The 19,559-nt window shown below is 68.3% G+C and carries 13 protein-coding genes, 1 tRNA gene and 1 pseudogene; 7 read left to right on the top strand and 8 right to left on the bottom strand.

The genetic code is table 11. The features are described 5' to 3' along the window. Positions 1-9: 9 nt before the first annotated feature. Both ACFQRE_RS11945 and ACFQRE_RS11940 read right to left on the bottom strand, forming a co-directional pair. Entirely contained in the window at positions 10-1,656 is a 1,647-nt protein-coding gene (locus ACFQRE_RS11945) for an HNH endonuclease signature motif containing protein (protein ID WP_380122543.1), read from the bottom strand. 154 nt (positions 1,657-1,810) lie between these two features. Further along, positions 1,811-2,395, bottom strand: a complete 585-nt coding sequence (locus ACFQRE_RS11940) for a nucleotidyltransferase family protein (protein ID WP_380122541.1) — start codon at positions 2,393-2,395, stop codon at positions 1,811-1,813. Positions 2,396-2,455: 60 nt separating this feature from the next. Here ACFQRE_RS11940 and ACFQRE_RS11935 point away from each other — a divergent pair, with 60 nt between their 5' ends. Next, positions 2,456-3,589, top strand: a complete 1,134-nt coding sequence (locus tag ACFQRE_RS11935) for a zinc-binding dehydrogenase (RefSeq protein ID WP_380122539.1) — start codon at positions 2,456-2,458, stop codon at positions 3,587-3,589. Between the two features lie 3 nt (positions 3,590-3,592). Here the strand turns inward: ACFQRE_RS11935 and ACFQRE_RS11930 are convergent, their stop codons facing one another. Together ACFQRE_RS11930 and ACFQRE_RS11925 are read right to left on the bottom strand one after the other, a co-directional pair. After that, positions 3,593-4,342, bottom strand: a complete 750-nt coding sequence (locus tag ACFQRE_RS11930; protein ID WP_380122537.1) for a ZIP family metal transporter — start codon at positions 4,340-4,342, stop codon at positions 3,593-3,595. A 114-nt stretch (positions 4,343-4,456) separates the two neighbouring features. Then, positions 4,457-4,540: transfer RNA gene (locus tag ACFQRE_RS11925), tRNA-Tyr, on the bottom strand. Between the two features lie 90 nt (positions 4,541-4,630). Between ACFQRE_RS11925 and ACFQRE_RS11920 the strand changes: the two genes are divergently transcribed. Continuing rightward, positions 4,631-5,125 (top strand): YajQ family cyclic di-GMP-binding protein, encoded by a 495-nt coding sequence (locus tag ACFQRE_RS11920; RefSeq protein WP_009776056.1) that lies wholly within the window; start codon positions 4,631-4,633, stop codon positions 5,123-5,125. A 40-nt stretch (positions 5,126-5,165) separates the two neighbouring features. Then, positions 5,166-6,443, top strand: a complete 1,278-nt coding sequence (locus ACFQRE_RS11915) for a PP2C family protein-serine/threonine phosphatase (RefSeq protein ID WP_380122534.1) — start codon at positions 5,166-5,168, stop codon at positions 6,441-6,443. Between the two features lie 115 nt (positions 6,444-6,558). Here the strand turns inward: ACFQRE_RS11915 and ACFQRE_RS11910 are convergent. Both ACFQRE_RS11910 and ACFQRE_RS11905 read right to left on the bottom strand, forming a co-directional pair. Further along, a pseudogene (locus tag ACFQRE_RS11910) lies at positions 6,559-9,015 on the bottom strand (GH92 family glycosyl hydrolase). A 269-nt stretch (positions 9,016-9,284) separates the two neighbouring features. Next, positions 9,285-11,162 (bottom strand): carboxypeptidase regulatory-like domain-containing protein, encoded by a 1,878-nt coding sequence (locus ACFQRE_RS11905; protein ID WP_380122532.1) that lies wholly within the window; start codon positions 11,160-11,162, stop codon positions 9,285-9,287. Between the two features lie 195 nt (positions 11,163-11,357). Here ACFQRE_RS11905 and ACFQRE_RS11900 point away from each other — a divergent pair, with 195 nt between their 5' ends. Continuing rightward, positions 11,358-12,233: an SGNH/GDSL hydrolase family protein gene (locus tag ACFQRE_RS11900; RefSeq protein WP_380122530.1), complete on the top strand. Its 876-nt coding sequence runs from the start codon at positions 11,358-11,360 to the stop codon at positions 12,231-12,233. Positions 12,234-12,243: 10 nt separating this feature from the next. Here ACFQRE_RS11900 and pepN read toward each other — a convergent pair whose 3' ends face one another. After that, the gene (gene pepN, locus ACFQRE_RS11895) at positions 12,244-14,706 is read right to left on the bottom strand and encodes an aminopeptidase N (RefSeq protein ID WP_380122527.1); all 2,463 of its coding nucleotides are present in this window, start codon (positions 14,704-14,706) and stop codon (positions 12,244-12,246) included. A gap of 275 nt (positions 14,707-14,981) precedes the next feature. Here pepN and ACFQRE_RS11890 point away from each other — a divergent pair, with 275 nt between their 5' ends. The 3 genes from ACFQRE_RS11890 to ACFQRE_RS11880 all read left to right on the top strand — a co-directional run bounded on the left by ACFQRE_RS11890 (position 14,982) and on the right by ACFQRE_RS11880 (position 18,581). Further along, positions 14,982-16,106, top strand: coding sequence for an acyltransferase family protein (locus ACFQRE_RS11890; RefSeq protein WP_380122525.1), 1,125 nt, complete (start codon positions 14,982-14,984; stop codon positions 16,104-16,106). Between the two features lie 258 nt (positions 16,107-16,364). Then, positions 16,365-16,976 (top strand): TetR/AcrR family transcriptional regulator, encoded by a 612-nt coding sequence (locus tag ACFQRE_RS11885; protein ID WP_380122523.1) that lies wholly within the window; start codon positions 16,365-16,367, stop codon positions 16,974-16,976. A gap of 33 nt (positions 16,977-17,009) precedes the next feature. Then, positions 17,010-18,581: an MFS transporter gene (locus tag ACFQRE_RS11880; protein ID WP_380122520.1), complete on the top strand. Its 1,572-nt coding sequence runs from the start codon at positions 17,010-17,012 to the stop codon at positions 18,579-18,581. Positions 18,582-18,664: 83 nt separating this feature from the next. On the opposite strand, the gene htpX is transcribed toward ACFQRE_RS11880, so the two are convergent. Beyond that, positions 18,665-19,555: a zinc metalloprotease HtpX gene (htpX, locus tag ACFQRE_RS11875; RefSeq protein ID WP_380122518.1), complete on the bottom strand. Its 891-nt coding sequence runs from the start codon at positions 19,553-19,555 to the stop codon at positions 18,665-18,667. Between the last annotated feature and the right edge of the window lie 4 nt (positions 19,556-19,559).

The raw sequence follows: 19,559 nt of genomic DNA, 5'->3' as shown, positions 1-19,559 counted from the left end.
GGGCGCCGCTCAGAACGGAATGGGTTGTGGCGGGCGGGGTGGTCGGGGTGGGAAGTCGATGCGGTAGCGGTTCCAGCTCGGGTTGAAGTCGAGGTCGATGCGTGGTGGTGGGCCGCCGAAGGTGTTGCCGTTCATGTCGAACGCGAACGGGTACGCGCGGGGTTGGGCGTTGTCGGGTCCGCCGAGCAGTTCGATGAGTTCCTCCTCGAACGTGGTGGGGATGTCCGTGGGGTCGCCTGCGATGCGGCCAGCCGTCGAAGGGTCGCGGTGGGTGGCCCCGGCGGTGACGAGGTGGAGGTGGTCCACGGGCCAGGTGGTGCGTTGCAGCCCGGTGGGATCGATCCAGGTGACCGTGCCATCGGGGTGGAGTGTCACGGTCCAGCCGTCGCGTTGCTTGATGCGGTGGTGGCGCCGGCACAGGCACATGAGGTTGATCGGGCTTGTGGGTCCGGTCGGCCAGGGGCGGACGTGGTCGAGGTCGCACTGGCGTGCGGGCACAGTGCATCCGGGGAAGCGGCAGTTTCCGTCGCGCAACCGGATGAGTCGGACCATGCCGTCGGGGACCCGGTAGGACTGGCTGAAGTCTTCGAGGTTCTGGCCGGAGCGTTCGGCTTTGCGGTGGGCACGTCGGGCGCGAGCCTGACCGCGGGCCAAAGCGGCGGGTACGTCGCCGTGCAGGAGGGCGCCGGTGGTGGTGTCGCAGGTCAGTTCACCGTCGGGGTCGGAGACGCCGGCATTGTCGAGCCATTCACGGCGCACGAACGTCGTGCCACCTTGTCCGAGGCCACCCACCTCAACCAGGTCCTCCGCTGCACCGCTCGCCGCGGCGGTGTTGGTGTCGGCGGTGGTGGCGGTGGTGTCACCGTCGTCGGCGGCGCGGGTGGTGTGGACGATGACCTTGACATCACTGTGTTCGAGGATGAGTTCCATCATCGCGTCAGCCCGGGCGAGTTCGAGGCTGTGGGCCTTGTTCTCCCGCACCAGCTGGCGGGCGCGTTCGGTGACAGCAGCCCACGCACCACGCGCGTCCTCGACACGGAAGTCACCGCGCCAGTGATCAGTACCGTTGACGCCGGTGCGACGCGTCAATCCGCGCCGGGCGCGCTCGTCCTCGACGTGAGCGGTGACCGCGTCCGGGTCCACCAGCGCTGCGGTGCGGGCCAGGAGTTGACGCAACGGGCCCACGGTCAGCTGCCCCCACACGTCCTTGACCCGGTCCACCACCTCCGCGGCGGACTGCGCCGACAAGAACTCCGTCTCCTCCGTCACAACCCGCGCACGATGCTCATCCAGGTCACCACTGGCCATGGCATCGACCACGGCCGGGGTGCGGGTCAGCTGCCGGATCGCATCCAGGATCCGGTTCGTCGCCACGAACACTGAACACCCCAGCCTGGGTGCCGCCAGCTCGGGCCCGTCCAGGCGTTGGTAGCCCAACCCGTGGTGCACCTCCGCAGGCATGCCGTCCTCCTGCCGGTGCGCATCACGTGCGGACAGGTGCGCCAACGCCACCGCCTGCCGGGCCGACGCCGCGTCCTTCTCCCGCTGCGCGAGCTCGATGACGTCCAGGAGCTCATCGGAACTCAACTGGTCAGCGCACGCACGCAACGCGGCATACCGGCCCTCAAGGGCGGCGGTCGCAGCGGTGCTTTCCATGCCCCAACAATACTCGAACGTGAGTTCTGGAGTCAAGGATTTCGGGCTACGCTCTGGGCTGAATTCGCAACTGGCACAACCCAATTCACCAAAATGACATAACAAGCCGCGCTCTCGTCAACCACGCTGACAACAGCCACTGACAGCGGTCGGGTCAGACGTCACCGGGCCGGTCGATGTCCCGTCCAGTGGCCAGGTCGCCACACTCGACCAGGCGTGGCCGGTGGCTGTCGAAGTACGTCCTGGCGCCGTGATCACCCACAGCGTGACGTCGGATGAGCCGCCAGTGATCCCGACCGATGAGCACGGGGTGGCCAGCACGCCCGTCATAGGCGGCCCGAAGGAGGACACCGTCGAGGTCCCCGTCGACCGAGTCGAGCAGCCGCGTGTGAACGGCGGCCCCAACGTCCGGCAGGTCGACGAGCATGAGGATCATCGCCTCGGCATCAGTCACCTCGAGCGCTTCGATCCCGCAGCGCAGCGAGGCCCCCATCCCCTCGGCCCAGTCCTCGGCCTCGGCAACCACCCCACCAACCCGCTCGGCGCGCAGCCGAACACTGTCGGCCGAGTGGCCCACGACGACGTGGACCTTGCTCACCCCGGCGTCGAGAAGCCTGCTGACCGTCGACTCCACGAGCGAGGGCCCGGACGGCGACAACCGGAGCAGTGCCTTGGGACCTCCCATGCGTCGCCCGGCCCCCGCCGCGAGAACGAGTCCAGCGACCCCTCCGTCAACCATCCGAACACTGTGCCACCCGACGCAGCCCAGTGCGTGCCGGACATCAGACAGAGTGGTGACATGAGCATCACGACGAGAGCAGCCGTCCTGCGCCACTCGACGGACCGCCAGCCCTTCGCCGAGTCCCGGCCGCTCGCGATCGAGGAGCTGGCTCTGCAAGGACCGGGCCCCGGTGAGGTGCTCCTCCGGATCGTCGCTGCCGGGCTGTGCCACTCCGACCTCTCGGTCGTCAACGGCGACCGGCCGCGCCCCTTGCCGATGGTCCTCGGGCACGAGGCCGCCGGCATCGTCGAGGAACTCGGCCCGGGGGTCATCGATGTGAGCGTCGGCGACCGCGTCGTCTGCTCCTACGTCCCCTCCTGCGGTCACTGTGCTGACTGCGCGGGCGGCCACCCCGTTCGCTGCGCCGAGGCCCAGGCAGCCAACCGCGAGGCTCGGCTCGTGACGGGACGCCGACCCTTCAACAACGCCTCAGGCGCCGAGCTCCACCATCACCTCGGGGTCTCGGCGTTCTCCGAGTTCACCGTTGTGTCGCCGCTTTCTCTCGTTCCGGTGCCCGACGACGTTCCACTCGAGACGGCCGCGGTCTTCGGGTGCGCGGTCCTCACCGGCGCCGGTGCGGTCCTCAACACCGCTGTCGTGCGGCCCGGCGAGGCCGTGGCCGTCGTCGGCCTGGGTGGTGTGGGCATCTCCGCAGTCATGGCCGCCGCCCTCGCCGGAGCCCACCCCGTCATTGCCGTCGACACCGTCGAGTCCAAGCTCGAGTCCGCCAAGGCAGTCGGCGCGACTCACGGCGTCCTCGCCGGTGACGAGGCAGTGGAGCAGATCCGTGAGCTGACCCGAGGTGGCGTCGCAGTGGCGATCGAGGCCGCAGGGCACCCAACGGCCCTGTCCACGGCATACGCCGCAACGCGGGTGGGCGGTCGCGTCGTCATCACCGGGCTCCCCCACCCCCGCCACGAGATCGGGGTGCCGATCGCCTCGCTCGTTGCCGAGGAGAAGTCGATCCTCGGCTCCTACATGGGCTCGTCGGTTCCCCGCCGCGACCTGCCGCGACTCTTCGACCTGTATGCCGCGGGTCTCCTTCCAGCTGATGCTCTCGTCACGTCGCGCTCAGTCCCGCTCGACGACATCAACGCGGCCCTAGACCGGCTCCACTCCGGCGCCGAGGTGCGGCAGATCATCACGCCGTGACGGCTAGACACGTCCCATCACGAAGGCGGTGAGGAAACCGACGGTGGCGGCCAGCCCGGCATACAGGTGGGTCTTCTCGAAGGCCTCCGGAATCATCGTGTCGGCGACCATGGCGAGGATGCCTCCGGCGGCGAGCGCGGTGATCGCGGCGACGGTCGTCGGGGCGGCACCCTCGAGGAAGAGGACGCCGAGGAGCCCGGCGAGCCCGCTGGCGACGGCGATGCCGCCCCACACTCCGAAGACGTAGCGAGCGCTGCGGCGTGAGGCCTTCATCCCCGCGGCGCTGGAGAGCCCCTCGGGGAGGTTCGACAGGAAGATCGCCGCGAAGACCGCGACGCCGACCCCACCCCCCTTGAGCAGGGTCAGGCCGAGCACGATCGACTCGGGTATGCCGTCCAGCAGTGCCCCGATGGCGATGGCCCCACCGCTGCCCGGCGTGTCCTCCTCCGACCCCTGGATCTCGTGCGAGCGCTTGCGGTGGCGCGCGCCCCGCTTCGCCAGCAGGACATTGGCCGCGACATAGATGACAGCTCCGGCGAGGAAGCCCGCGGCCGTCGGGACGAGGCCGCCGGTCTGCTCGGCCTCGTCGACGAGGTCGAACGACAGCGCCGAGATGAGGACCCCGGCGCCGAACGCCATGATCGTCGCGATGACCAGCTGCGGCACGCGGACCACCCACGCGATCCCGGCACCGAGCACCAGCGCACCGCCCGCGAGCAGACCCCACAGTCCTGCCTGTGCCCACACCGGCATGCGCACCGTCCTCTCGTCAGGACATGCCTACCCCATGACGGGCACACAGGGGGTGAGGTGCATGACGAAGGCCCCTGACCGGCATACGCCGGAATTCAGGGGCCTTCGTGCACGTGGTGGCAGGTGAAGGATTCGAACCTTCGAAGCTTTCGCGATGGATTTACAGTCCACTCCCATTGGCCGCTCGGGCAACCTGCCGTGCGCGTGGAAGGATAGCAAGCCACAGCGACGAAACAGAAACCGTGCCCCCAAGAGCCGTATCCGGGGTGCCCAACGTGAGGAGGAACCGTGGCCGACAGCTCCATGGACATCGTCAGCAACTACGACAAGCAGGAGATCGCCAACGCGGTCAATGCTGCCGCCAAGGAGGTCGCCAACCGCTACGACTTCAAGAACGTCGGCGCGTCGGTCGAGCTCTCCGGTGAGTCCATCGCGATGCAGGCCAACTCCGAGGAGCGCGTCCTCGCGGTCCTCGACGTCGTGCAGACCTGGCTGGTCAAGCGCAAGGTGTCGCTCAAGCACCTCGACGTGCCCGAGGCCGGCCCGCGCCTGTCCGGCAAGGAGTACAAGCTCGACGTGGCCCTCAAGCAGGGCATCTCGCAGGAGAACGCCAAGAAGGTCAACAAGCTCATCCGCGACGAGGGCCCCAAGGGCGTGAAGTCGCAGATCCAGGGCGACGAGCTGCGCGTGTCCAGCAAGTCGCGCGACGACCTCCAAGCGGTGCAGCGCATGCTCGTGGCCGCGGACCTCGACGTGGCGCTGCAGTTCACGAACTACCGCTGATGACGCGGTGACCGCGCCCGGCGAGGTAGGACCGCCCCCCTTGACTCTCAGTTCGGGCGAGCGGATCCTGGACGCACTCTCGGCAGCCGCCCGGTTCTGCGGGCCGCACGAGCTGCCCGCGATCATCGCCGAGCACGCGCGGCTCCTTGGTGTGCGCGACGCGACCATCCACCTGGTCGACCTCCAACAGATGACCCTGACCCCGTTCCACGGACCGGTGGTGGCCGGCACGGAGCCAGAGCCCGCCCCACTCGACATCGACTCGACGATCGCCGGCCGCGCCTACCAGCACAGCGTCGTCCTTGTCGCCCCGTCCTCACCGGAGCAAGGGTCGGGCACCACCGTGTGGCTGCCCCTGTGCGAAAGCGCGGATCGGATCGGTGTGCTCTCTGTCGTCCTCGACGACGCGGATGGGGTGGGGGAACCCGACCCCGTGCTCGCCACTTGGCTGCAGCGGCTTGCAGCCCTCGTCGCCGAGCTCGTCGCACTCAAGAAGAGGTACGGCGACAGCATCGTGATGGCCCGCCGCTCGACCGAGGTTGACCTCGCGGCGGAGATCCAGTGGGGGTTGTTGCCCCCACTGACGTTCGGGTCGCGGGAGGTCTCCGTCGCGGCCGTCCTGGAACCGGCCTACGACGTGGCTGGGGACTCCGTGGACTATGCCGTGGACACTGACATCGTCCGCCTCGGCGTCTTCGACGGCATGGGGCACGGGCTGCAGAGCGCCCAGCTCGCTTCGCTCGCCGTCGAGAGCTACCGCCACGCCCGCCGCGCGGGACGCTCCCTGACGGAGACAGCAGCCGCGATCGACCAAGCCATCGAGTGGGGATTTTCTGAGTGCTTCACCACGGCCATCCTGGCGGAACTGGGCACGAGCACCGGTGTGCTGTCGTGGATCAGCGCCGGCCACCCCGCGCCTCTGCTCCTGCGCTCGGGCCAACTCGTGCGTGCCCTGCCCGTGGACCCCGGGCTCCCCTTCGGTCTGGGCCTCCCGGACACGGGCCACCACTACCCCGTCCAGAGTGAACAGCTCGAATCCGGGGACCAGGTGCTCTTCCTCACCGACGGCGTCCTCGATGCGCGGTCGCCGTCGGGGGACCACTTCGGGGTCGAACGCCTCGCTGACCTCCTCTCACACAACATTGCTGCCAACCTCTCGCCGGCGGAGTCGATGCGGCGCGTCGGTCGCGCGCTGCTGGAGCATCAGGAAGCTCGCCTCACCGACGACGCGACGATGCTCCTGATGGAGTGGCCCGGCCATCAACCGAGCCTGACGTCGGCTGACGTGCTGGCCCTCCCCTGGCCGGGCAGAAGCTAGCCCCTGAGCCTGCTCTAGCTGGTCACCTACCGCTGACGCAGACCGCAAGAATGGCGTATGCCGCCGTGCCCCCAGATGTGGGGCACGGCGGCATACGCCGTTCTTGGTCTTTGGCTCAGGGCATCCCGTGGTCCACCGGCAGGTTCCCCGCTCCAGTGCCCCAGGCGCGGTTCGACTGGTTCGCCAGGGCGAACCGGATCTCGCCTCCCTCGTTCAGCAAGGACGCGGGCACCCACGACCGGCTCCACGGTGCACCGTCAACGACGACCGACCGGATGTAGACATTGGACGGCGAGGCATCTGGAGCGGTCACGGTGATGGTCGGGCCGCCCTGCCGGCGAATGGTCGCCTTGGTGAACATCGGGCTCGACAGCAACATGTCACCCCTGCTCGGTGTCTGTGGATACATCCCCAGCGCGCCCCAGATGTACCAGGCGGACATGGTGCCGAGGTCGTCGTTGCCGGGCAGTCCTCGTGGACCCGTGCCGTAGACGAGGTCCATGTAGGCCCGCACGGTCTGCTGGGTCTTCCACGGCTGACCGAGCGCGTTGTAGAGCCACGGGGTGTGGATGCCGGGCTCGTTGGTGGGGTCGTAGTCCTCCGGGCCGCCGGTGGTCCAGGAGCCGTCGGCTCGACGGAAGAACTCATCGAGCCGCGCCACGGCCGTTGCGGGACCGCCCATCAGCTGGGCGAGTCGGGCAACGTCGTGCTGGACCATCCAGGTGTAGGTCGCCGCAGAGCCCTGCGCGAAGCCCACCTGCGTGCCGGGGGTGAACGGTTCGACCCACGACCCGTCTGCCCGGCGGGCCTGTTGGTAGCCCGCGTTGGGGGTGGCGGCCGGGTTGAAGGTGTTCTCCCACCACCGGGCCCGCGCGGTGAAGGTCGCTGACGTCTCGTCGCGGCCGAGCCGCCGCGCCCAGTCGGCCAGACCGTAGTCGGCGGCGGCGTCCTCGAGCGTCTCCGCGGCTCCACCCCAGCAGTGACAGTTGTCCTGGGGCGCGTAGTGCAGCCGGAGATACTCCGCCAGGTTGGGACGCATCCCGTGGCACTGGCCGGGACAGCCGTAGTCGGAAAGCCCGTTGGGGTGCGGCACGGTGGCCTGGCGGACCAACGAGTCGAAGGCCTCTTCGGCCTCGAAGTTGTCCACACCGAGGGCGTGCATGCCCGCCAAGGTCGGGGCGCTCGGGTCCCCGGTCATGACCCGGGTCGAGCCGTTGACGTGGACCCACCGGTCCCAGACGCCTCCGTTGTGGCGCGACAGGTTGAGCAGGGACTGGGCGAAGTCGCCAGCCACCTCCGGCTCGAGCAGGGCGAGGAGCTGGGTCTGGGCGCGGTACTTGTCTCAGCCGGAGAAGTTCCCGTACTGCTCGTCCTGGCCCGACGCCAGCTGATGGGTCCTCTGGTCTCCGCCGGGGTAGGTGCCGGCCACGTCGCTGGTGATGTTGGGCTGGAGGTAGGTGTGGTACATCGCGGTGTAGAAGACGGTGCGCTTCTCGGGGGTCCCGCCGGTCACGTCGATGCTGCGCAGCTGCTTGTTCCAGACCCGGCGACCGTCGGCGGCCACCTTCTCGACGGTCTCCTGCGGGCCCAGTTCCGCCGCCAGGTTGTCCTCGGCGGCCTGGGCGCTGGTGTAGGACAGGCCGATCCGCATGGTCACGGGGTCGCTCGTCGAGGTGTCGAAGCCGACGTACCCGCCCGACCCACGTCCGGCGCGCAGGGCGCCGGTCTCGTATCCCTCTCCGCCGCTGGCGCTGGTCGTGCCTGGACGGAGCTGGTCGTTCACCCAGGTCCCCGTGCGGACGAAGTCGCGATCGAACTGGGCGGTGAAGTGGAGCCGGTAGTACGAGACCTTGTTGCTGCCGCCACCGTTGCCCCGGCGTCCACAGAAGCCACCGGTCAGCACCGACCCCGACACGGTCCTGGCCGCCCGGTCGATGGAGACCTCGGCGTCCTCGCTGCCGTTGAGCGAGTTGGAGGTGCGGAAAAGCAGGTTGGCGGACGTGCCCTGCGGGAACCGAACCGTCCCGATGCCCGCCCGCGTGGTCGCCGCGAAGTCGGTGGCCGCACCGTTCGCGAGCTTCAGCCGGTAGCGGCCCGGCTCGGCGATCTCGTCGGCATGGCTGAAGTCGCTGGCGTAGACAGCGTCCTTGCTGTCGGCACTCGGAGAGGTGGTCATCTCGCCGACGTGCGGAAAGATCGGCACGTCCCCCGCGGCCCCGGGGTGGCAGCCCGCCCCGTTGACGTGGGTCAGCGCGAAGCCGCGCAGTCGCGTGGTGTCGTACTGGTAGCCGTTGGCGGCGCCCGTGTTGGTCTGGTCGCCGCGCGTGCTCGTCGGTGACCACGACAGCATCCCGAACGGCCGCACGGCGCCCGGATAGGTGTTGCCACCGTTCGCGGTGCCGATCAGCGGGTCGACAGAGGAGACCACGTCGCGCTGGTGCGGGACCTGCGTGGCGCGCGCTCGGTCGGATCCAGGGTCCGGGGCTGCCGCCGCGGCCACCGGGAGCACGGCAACGGCAGCGAGGAGCCCGGCAACCAGCAAGGTCTGGCGGGTGGAGCGTCGACCGGACATGCGGGTCCCTTCCGAGAAATCTGCCGCCCCCGTTTGTAGGGCCGGAGCGGATCCTGATGCCGAATCACGCGACCCCGCGAGCCAAACACAGCCGCGGCGTCTGCCGAGTGAATTGGAGGCGACCCCTCGACCAACAGCCAATCAAGAAGCCTGCGCCCTTCTCGCGAGTTCGTTTCACGAACTACCGCTGACACCTTCCTCGCTGACGACGTATGCCGCGGTGCGCCTGAGTGGAGCCCCGCGGCATACGTCGTTCCGTGCGCGGTCCGTCAGGGCAGGTGGACCGTGATGTCCTTGGTCTCGCCACGTTCGAGGCTGACCACGGTGGCGTCCGCCTCGGATGTCGCCGAGTCGTACCAGACGATCTCCTCGTCCCCGGATTCCGTGTACCGCCTCAACTCGAGGGTGAAGTCTCCTGGTGGGAGTGACGTCGAGGAGAACGTGTTGCCGTTGTAGACGTCGAAGTCGCCGATGTAGTCCCCGGTCGTCGTGCGGATGATGCCGATCCAGTCGTACGTGGTCGGCTGCCCTTCCGCCGTGACAACGCTTCCCTTGAGCTGGGCGCCGGGGCTCAAGGTTGCGTTGAATGGCGTGTTCCTGTTGGCCTTGATCCTGAGTGCCAGGGCGTCTTCCCGCCGATCGGCCGAGCCCGACCACTGCGGTGCGAGCCCACCCCACTGGAACGGTTCCACAAACACCGTGTGGTCGCCCGGCGGCACCCCATACACCGTGTAGCGACCCGTCTCGTCGGTCCGCGCGTACACCGGACCCGTAGGCCCGCCGGCGCGACCGGAGTAGCCCGAGTCGATGCTCACGTACGCGTCGGCCACCGGCTCGCCCGTGGGCCCCGTGATGGTCCCGCTGATCGTTCCGCCGGGCATCATCTGGACGTCACGAACAGTCTTGGTCGAGGCAGCCGGGACGCTGATGAGGCTTGCGGTGGCCTGCGAGGTCGCCTTGAAAGCCCACGTCGTGGCGTAGACGCGAGGTTCACTGTGGGCGTCGACGCTCACGGCGAACTGGCCCGCCGGCAGGCCCTTGATCGCCCAGCGCCCGTCTGCGCTCGAGCACTCGATCTTGACCCATCGAATGAATCCACCCGCACGACCGTCGAACGGGCCGGCACAGGCTCCCTGAATGGCAGCGCCGCTCTTGGCATCGACCGCCCTACCGGTCAGGGTGCTGCCGGTGGCGAGAGACGCATTGACCACAGCCGGGGTTTCCCGCGTCACCTCAAAGGTTTCTGCCTGGCCAATGACCCTGGTGTCGCCGGAGAACTCTGCAACGAAGCGCCCTTCTGGGTCCTGGATCAACGCCGCGAAGGTCCCCACTGCAGGGAACTCCGTCGCAAACGAACCATCGGCGCCGGTGCAACCTTCGGCCAGATAGTCGATCATCTGTGGATCGTTCGTGGGTCGAATGATGTGGACACAGGCCCCTTCGATCGGGTCGCCACTGGCATCGCTGACGATCGTCCCGCGTACCCTCCCGTTTCCGAGGAATCGGTCATCCACTCGAGTCGTCGCGTCTGCCGCAACGGTGAAGCGCGTCGCCGTCTCGGCGGAGGTCTGACCGATGGCCCACTGGTTTGACGTGCCGTCCCAGAACTCGACGATGTACTCTCCGGGCGGGACGAGGGCGGACCATTCATCACCGCCCGCAGGTGGTCCACCGACGCTGGTCGTTGCGACGTAGCTGAGATCGCTGGCCCGAATCACGGAGACCCAAGCGCCATCGGCCGGCGATCCGTCGGCACGCCTGAGTGTCCCTCCGATCGTGCCGCCCGCCCGTAGGCTCACGTCGACGACGGCAGGTGCAACGAAGGACTCAGCCTCCTCGACGGAAGCCGCGTCCTGCGCCCATTCGCCGACGTGCCGTCCGTCGTAGGCCCGAACCTCGACCTTGTACGACACCCCGGCCTCGACGTCGAGGCTCCAAGAGCCGACCTCGTCCGAGCACGTGTTCCCGGCGTAGTTGAACTCGGTGTCGTAGACCGTGACGCAGCCGCTGACCGGCTCGCCGGTCGCGTCAGACGTGATGGTCCCCGAGAGCGTGGCCGGTTCGGCGTGAGCCGGAGCCGAGAACAGTCCGATGGCGAGGAGCGCCGTCATCAGGACAGCCCCCAGTCGCATGATGAGTGAACGCATGAGCGCGCGTGCCTTTCCCCAAGTGCGCGCTCCCCCGCGGAGCGCCGGGGCGAAACGTAGCAGCCGGGCCCTTCCAGCGGAAGGCACTTGGCAGAAACTCGCCATTGGGCTAGTGCTGGTGGGTCACGGCATTTCTGGTTACGCTGCGGTAACCCACGCCGTCGTGGCCCTGCCGGATCGAACAACGGAGTTCAGATGCGCCGCACCGCCCTACGTGTCGCTGCCCTCGCCAGCGCCGCCGCCACCCTCGCCGCCGGTCTCGCCGCCCCCGCGCAGGCCGCCAAGCCCGGCCCCCGCGTCCCCGCCGGCCCCTACGTGGCACTTGGGGACAGCTTCTCGGCCGGCTCCGGCGTCCTGCCGCTCAGCGCCACTGCCAACCCCCTCTGCGCGCAGTCGGCGATCAACTACCCCCACCTCATCGCCCAACGCACCGGCCGAGCGCTCAAGGACGTCACCTGTGGCGGCGCCGACACCGGCGACTTCTACACCGCTCAGTACCCCGGCACTCCCCCGCAGCTCAATGCCGTCACGACCGACGCCCGCCTGCTCACCATCGGCATCGGTGGCAATGACTCGAGCCTCTTCTCAAGACTGATCCAGAACTGCGTCACTGCAGGACTCTCGACGCTCGGTCAGGGCAGCCCGTGCAAGAACACGTACGGCTCGACCTACACCACCACGATCACGACCAAGACCTATCCCGCCGTCAAGAAGGCCATCGCCGATGCCAAGGCCAAGGCGCCCAACGCCACGATCGTCGTGCCCGGCTACCCGCAGGTCCTGCCTCCGACCAGGGGTTGCTACGTCACGATGCCCATCGCGTCGGGCGACGTGCCCTACGTCAATGGCATCGAGCAGGCCCTCAACGCAGCGGTGAAGCAGGCTGCGGTCGACAACGGCGCCACCTTCGTCGACATGTGGGCACCCTCAGCCGGGCGGGACGCCTGCCAGCTGCCGTGGGTTCGCTGGGTCGAGCCCGCGGTCGGGTCCCTGCAGTTCGTGCCCATCCACCCGAACGCCGCAGGTGAGCGGGCCTACGCGGACCAGATCATGGCCAAGGTCGGCCTCTGACCCCTTCCCCTCACGCCCAGCGGGTGCGTGAGGCCAGCGCTTCTTCGAGCTTGGACAGCTCGTCGGCCATCGACCGGCGCACCCCTGCGGTGAGATCGGGTCGAGCGATGGCCTCGCGCACCAGCTCCACCGTTGCGGCCTCGACCACGCGGGCCGGGAAGGCCAGTGCCGCAACGCGATCCAGCGCATCCGCACCCAACCACTGCGCGAGGTGAGGGATGTCGGAGACGTAGCGGGCGGCATACGGGCGCAGGTCTTCGAGCGCTCCGCTCGACCAGAAACCGCTCGCGAGGGCGTTGAGCTCGTAGTTGGAGCGCGCGCGGTTCTGCGTGAGCTCCGCCCACGCCCATTCCTTGTCGGGTATGCCGGGTCGCGCGGCTCGCGCTCCCAGTGCGGCCAGCTGCCCGGAGAGTGTGGTGTCGTCACGTTCGACGCGCGCGATGAGGGCGTCGTCGGCGAGGCCGAGTCGCGCGAGGGCGCGCAGGACGATCCACCGGAAGTCAGCGTCCCCCTCGAGACCGGCGGGCAGGTTGTGTCCGTCGACCCAGGCGAGCAGGCGGTCCTCGTCGGTGGTCGTCGCGGCGAGAACTCGCGCCGCGACGAGCGCTTGGTCCGACCCCGGCTGGGCGCCCTGGAAGGCCATGAGCGCGGCGCCGGCAAGACGACCCTTGGCCGACTCGATGAGTTCGGGCGCGAGGAACTGCGGCACGACCCTGTCGGTGAAGGCCGTCGCCACGCGGGTCATCAGCGCATCGTCGGACTCGTGGGTCCACGCGCCGGTGAAGGTGTCGAGGGCAAGCTGCGGATCGACGGTCGACCGGAAGACGCCGGTGAGCACGGCACCCCACAGCACCGACCGGGCAATCGGGTCGGCGATGCGTGAGAGCTCGCGGGGCAGGGCCGCCAACGACGCCTCGTCAAGGTCAACCTGGGCCCACGTGAGGTCACTGGCATTGGGCACGAGGACGGCGGCGTCGGCAGCGACACCCTTGACCGTCGTGCGATCCGACTCGAGGGTGGCCGCCATCCGGAAGACCTCGACCCCATCGGTGAAGCCGGCGACGTCGAGGGAGTGCAGCCGATCGGCCGGATACTTCTCGGGCGAGGTGCGGGTCAGGGTGCCGTCGCGATCGAGCGCGATGACATCGACCCCAGCCGTTTCGAGCCAGGCGCGACTCCAGTCGGCGAGCGGCGCACCGTGCGCCGCCTCCATTGCCGCGAGGAACTCGGACAGCTGGCCGTTGCCGTGTTCGTGCGAACGCAGGTAGGCCGTGACGCCGGCGTTGAACGCCGCCTCACCCATGAGCGTGACGAGCTGGCGGAGGACGGAGGCACCCTTGGCGTAGGAGATGCCGTCGAAGTTTTCGAGGGCGCTCTGCGCATCGGGAGCCGGCGATCCCGCGACCGGGTGGGTCGACGGCGCGCGCTCCGCGGCATACCCCCACTGTTTGCGCGAAATCCCGAACTCGACCCAGCTGTCGGTGAACTCGGTCGCCGAACTCGTCGCCGTGTAGGCCATGAACTCCGCGAAGGACTCGTTGAGCCACAGGTCGTCCCACCAACGCATCGTCACGAGGTCGCCGAACCACATGTGCGCCATCTCGTGGGCGATCGTGTTGCTGCGCTGGAGGATCTGTTCGCGGGCAGCCGCGCCCCGATGGAGCATCGTGTCGCGGAAGGTCACGCAGCCCGGGTTCTCCATCGCTCCGGCGTTGAACTCGGGGACGAAGACCTGGTCGTAGTCACCGAACGGATAACGGACGCCGAAGGTGCGGTGGTAGTGGTCGAACGACTTCCTGGTCACCTCGAACATCTGCGGTGCGTGCTTCTCGAGCTCGGGCTGCAGGCTGCGTCGTGCGTGGATGCCGAGGGGTATGCCGTCGTGCTCGTCGCGCACGGAGACGTAGGGCCCAGCGCAGACGGTGACGAAATATGTTGCGAGAGGCAGGGTTTCGCTCAGCTGCCACTCCCCCGGCGCGCCCTGGGTGGCCCGGCCGTTGCCGAGCACGACCCACTCCCGGGGAGCGCGCACGGTCACCGCATAGGGCGCCTTGAGGTCGGGCTGGTCGAAACAGGCGAAGACGGTCGGCGCCGCATCGAGGAAGAGGTGCCCGTAGACGTAGTCCTCGCCGTCGGCCGGGTCGGTGCTGCGGTGAAGTCCCTGACCGTCGCGGGAGTAGGCCATCGTTGCCACGACCTCGACCGTGTTGTCCGCTGCGAGGTCGGGCAGGGGCAGGCGTCCCTCCACGACGGAATCGGGCGCGACCTCGGCCCCGTTGAGGGTGATCGACTCGACGCTCACGGCACGCAGGTCGAGGAACGTTGCCGCACCAGGGGCGTTGCAGGAGAACCGGATTCGGACGGTTGACCCGAAATCCTCCCCGCTGCGGTCGAGGTCGAGATCGACCTCCATGCGGTCAATGGAGATGAGCTGCGCCCGCTGCCGGGCTTCGTCGCGAGTCAGTGATGGCACGCCGCGATCGTGTCACAGCGCTCCCAACCACTTGGGTAGCCCATGCGGCGGCGGCGTTCGCCGCGGCGGAGGGCGCTTTGGCTGGCGACGTCGCGATCCATCCCCTGACGCTGGTCACCGACAAGACCGGCTGACCTGGCATGGTGGGGCGGATCGCGAGGTGCGTGGTCGGTGTGAGCAGTGCACGCGACACTCCCGCCCCGAGCTTGCCGAGGACGGAGGCCAGCGCCAGTGCCTCGCCGGTGGGCGTGGCGATCACGCTTAGGGTGGAGAGCATGTCCGGGGAGGGGAGAGGCGCAACGCTTCCTGCCCTGACCGGCGCGCGCTGGCTGGCCGCTCTCGTCGTCTTCGCCCATCACGCAGGCATCGCGGGCTACCTCTCCGGGGATGCGCAGCGGTTCCTCGTCGCCGTGGGAGGCGCCGGGCACGTGGGTGTGAGCTTCTTCTTCGTGCTGTCGGGGTTCGTCCTGTCGTGGTCGGTGCGACCCGGTGAGTCGGCGACGTCGTTCTGGCGCCGACGGATCGCGCGGGTCGTGCCACTGCATCTCGTCACCGCAGTTGCGGCACTGGCACTCGGCCTCACGATGGCTCGCACCTTGGGACCGCGAGATGAGACGGGCGGGTGGCCGGCCACGTTCGCCAACGCCGGGCTGCTCAGCTCGTGGATCCCGAGCTGGTCACAGGCCGGCAACCCAGTGAGCTGGTCGCTGGTGTGCGAAGCATTCTTCTACGCCCTCTTCCCCATGGCGGCACGGGCCATCGGGCGATGCCATCGTCGAGGGGCCTGGACGGGCCTCGCACTCGCTGGCCTCCTGGCCGTGGTCTGCGCCGTCGTGATCGACGTCTCTCCCGGTGATCTCAGCCGCATGCCGTTGCTGCGACTACCGGAGTTCGTCGCCGGGCTCACGTGCGCTCGCCTCGTCCGGCTGGGTGCCTGGCCCACGCTGCGCCCTCGTTGGGCTCTGTTCCTCGTGCTGGTCTGCTGGGTGGGGGCGTCCTTGCTCCCGAACGCGTATGCCGGGTTCCTCGCTACGTTGCCCGGGTTCGTCGCCCTCATCGGCAGCCTCGGACACCACCAGTTCAGTGGCCAACTCGTCGACGGTGTGGACGGACGCTCCGGCTTGGCCCGCTGGCTCTCACAGCGCTGGCTCGTGCGGCTGGGCGAGTGGTCGTTCGCCTTCTATCTCGTGCACGTCCTGGTGATGAGGGTTCTCGAGCACACTCTGATCTCCCATCCGGGATGGTCGTTGCTTCCCGGCAGCGCGCTGCTGCTCGCAGTCCTGCTCGTGAGCGTGGCCCTGGCCGGGGGCCTTCACCATGCGATCGAGGCACCGGCGAACGCGTGGATCAGGGGGCGCACGCGTCCCCGATCCCCGGCTCCGGATCAGCTCCTGCGGTAGCCGGTCGCCATCGCTGGAGGCGACCGATGCGGTCGGCCATCGGGGGCGTGGGCATGAGACGTGCCACCGCCGAGGGATCCGGCTCTTTGCTTTGGGTGCTGGCCTGCCCGCCACCGAAGATCGGCTCCTCTCGTTGACAACTTTCCTCAAAGTTGTTTGACGACTTCCAGCAGCAGGGTCTACGTTGCCATTGTACGAAACAGTTTCGTTCCGTACAGTTTCGTTCCGCACCGATAGTTCCACCTCCGAAGGAGTCCAGTGCACATCACGCCGACAGCCGGTGGGGTTCGCCCCCGAGCCACAGGAGACCGTGAGGGAGAAATCCTTGAGGGTGTGCTGGACGTGCTCGAGGACGTGGGCTACGACAAGCTGACGTTCGACCTGGTCGCCGCACAGGTGAAGGCGAGCAAGGCCACCCTCTATCGGCGATGGCCGACCAAGGTCGACCTGGTCCTCGGTGCCATCGCACTGGTGAAACTGTGTCCCGGCGACAACGACGTCCCTCCTGACACAGGCACGTTGCGCGGTGACATGCACGCCCTCGCCTGCACGGACGGGGAGCTCACCAGCCGAATTCCGGATCTGATGGCCGCAGTCATTTCGGCGCTGCATCGCGACGCGGAGCTGACCCGGCGGTTCAAGGAGTCGTTCGTGGCTCCCCGTCAGAAGATGATCGGCGACATCCTGCATCACGCTCAGCAGCGAGGCGAGATCGCTGCCAGCGCCAACCTGGAGCTCCTCGCCGCCATCATCCCGGCTCTGGCCATGCACCACACGTTCGTCCGCGGGCAGGGCCCCAGCGAGGCCTACATGCGAGGGGTCATCGACGACGTCCTCATTCCGGCCTGCCAGGCCACCACCACCACCTGAGCATTGCTCCCCACACACTGAAAAGGCACAGCCATGTCCTCACCATCTCTCGACACGACACCAAGCCAAGAGAGCACGACCGCTCGGTCACCCAACTTGGGGCTCGCGCTCGTGGTCATCGCCACCGCGCAGCTGATGATCGTCCTCGACGCAAGCATCGTGACCATCGCCCTTCCAGAGATCCAGACCGACCTCGGGTTCAGCGATGCCAACCGCCAATGGGTCGTCACGGCCTATGCACTCGCCTTCGGCAGCCTGCTGATGCTGGGTGGTCGTCTGGGCGACCTCTTTGGACGCCGACGCATGTTCGTCGCTGGAGTGACCCTGTTCACGCTCGCCTCACTGCTCGGCGGATTCGCGCCGAATGAGCCTCTGCTGCTGGCTTCCCGCGCCCTCCAGGGTGTTGGGGCAGCGTTGGCCTCCCCGGCAGCACTCGCGCTGATCAACACCACGTTCCCGGCGGGCAAGGAGCGCAACCGCGCAATGGCTGTCTATGCCGCAATGTCCGGTGCCGGTGCCGCCGTTGGCCTCATCCTCGGTGGCGTCCTGACCGAGATCGACTGGCGCTGGACGTTCTTCGTCAACGTCCCGATCGGCCTGTTCATCGCCTTCATCGCCCCGCGAGTGCTCGTGGAGTCCGACGGTCACGACGCGACGCTCGACCTTCCCGGCGCCGTCCTGGGAACCGGCGGACTGTTCGGGATCGTCTATGGCCTCTCGCACGCTGCCGAGCCGGATGCGTCCTGGGGCGACCTCATGACCCTGCTCCCCCTCATCGGCGGCCTGGCCCTCATCGTGGCCTTCGTCTTCGTTGAGGCCCGGGCCAAGCACCCGCTGCTGCCACTGCGCATCCTCGCCGACCGCAACCGCGCGACCAGCCTGTTCACCATGCTGCTCGTGGGTGCGGGCATGTTCGCGATGTTCTTCTTCATCGGGCTGTTCCTGCAGCAGGTGCTCGGATACTCACCGGTCAAGGCCGGGCTTTCACTGCTGCCCTTCAGCATCGGCATCGGTGTGGGTGCCGGCATCGCGTCGAACCTGCTGAGCCGGGTGGACCCGCGCTGGATCTCAGGAGCGGGCGGCCTCCTCGTCACCATCGGGATGCTGCTCTTCACCAGGTTGGAGGCAGGCAGCACCTACCTCGGCGGACTGCTGCCCGGCATTCTCGTGATGTCGGTCGGGATGGCGTTCCTGTTCATTCCCCTCACCCTCACCGCGACGGCACGCATCAGCCCGAACGATGCCGGTGCGGCCGCGTCCGCACTGAACACCGCGCAACAGATCGGTGGCGCGATCGGCATCGCCGCCTTGTCCACGGTGTTCACCAGTGCTGCCGCCGACAGGGCCAAGGAGCTGCTCGCCCAGGCGATGCAGCAGGCGCAGGCTCAGGGGCTGCCGATGCCGACCAACCCGACCGAGCAGGCGGCTGCAGCCAAGGCGTTCCAACAGCAGTACGGTCACGAGATCCAGGCCTTTGCGACCACCCAGGGGTTCTGGGTCGCGGCGGGGATGATCTTCCTCGGCGCCCTGGCCGCGGTGATCTTCCTGAATGTCAAGCACGAGGAGCTCGCCACCGACGGTCACGCCGTCGCACACGTGGGCTGATCGCACGGACAGAGACACGCCGTCACCCGCCCCACGGGTGACGGCGTGTCTCTGTCGGCCGGCCGATCCGACCGGTCCGCCAGTCAGCTGGGTCGGTAGCCCGTCGCCATCGCCTGGAGGCGAGCGATGCGGTCGGCCATCGGGGGGTGCGTCGACATGAGCCGCGAGATGTCCTGCGACCGGAACGGGTTGGCGATCATCATGTGGCTCGTGTTGACCAGGTCCTTCGTCGGCGCGAGCGGTGCGCGTGAGACCCCGGACTCGAGCTTGGCCAGGGCCGACGCGAGGGCCAGCGGGTCACCGGTGAGAGTGGCGCCGTCCTCGTCGGCGTCGTACTCGCGGGTGCGCGTGATGGCGAGCTGGATGAACATCGCGGCGATCGGGGCGATGAAGGCCATCGCGAGGCCGGCGATCGCGCCACCGGGGTTGTCGTTGTCACGGTTCCCGCCACCGAACATCGAGCTGAAGGCCAACATCTGACCGACGCTGCTGATGACACCGGCGATGGCTGCCGCAACCGATCCGGTGAGGATGTCGCGGTTGTAGACGTGCATGAGTTCGTGGCCCAGCACGCCGCGCAGCTCACGCTCGTCGAGGAGCTGGAGGATGCCCTGGGTGCAGCAGACGGCGGAGTTCTGTGGGTTGCGGCCGGTCGCGAACGCATTGGGCGCCTCGGTCGGCGAGATGTAGAGCCTGGGCATCGGCTGCCCCGCCTTGGTCGAGAGCTCACGCACGATGCGATACATCACCGGCGCCTCGGTCTCGCTCACCGGGAACGCGCGCATCGCCTTGATGGCGAGCTTGTCGCTGTTCCAGTACGAGTAGAAGGTCATCGCGACGCCGAAGAACGCGAAGATGAGGATGAAGCTCGGGTTGCCGAAGTAGGTCGCTGCGACCCAGCCGAGGCCGAGGAACAGGGCCATGATGACCCCGAAGAGGCCAGCGGTCTTCGCGCCGTTGAAGTGGTTGTGCATGTCC

It is taken from the genome of Knoellia pratensis, assembly GCF_042666395.1.
GTDB lineage: Bacteria > Actinomycetota > Actinomycetes > Actinomycetales > Dermatophilaceae > Knoellia > Knoellia pratensis.
This window is presented reverse-complemented; position numbering and strand designations above follow the sequence as displayed.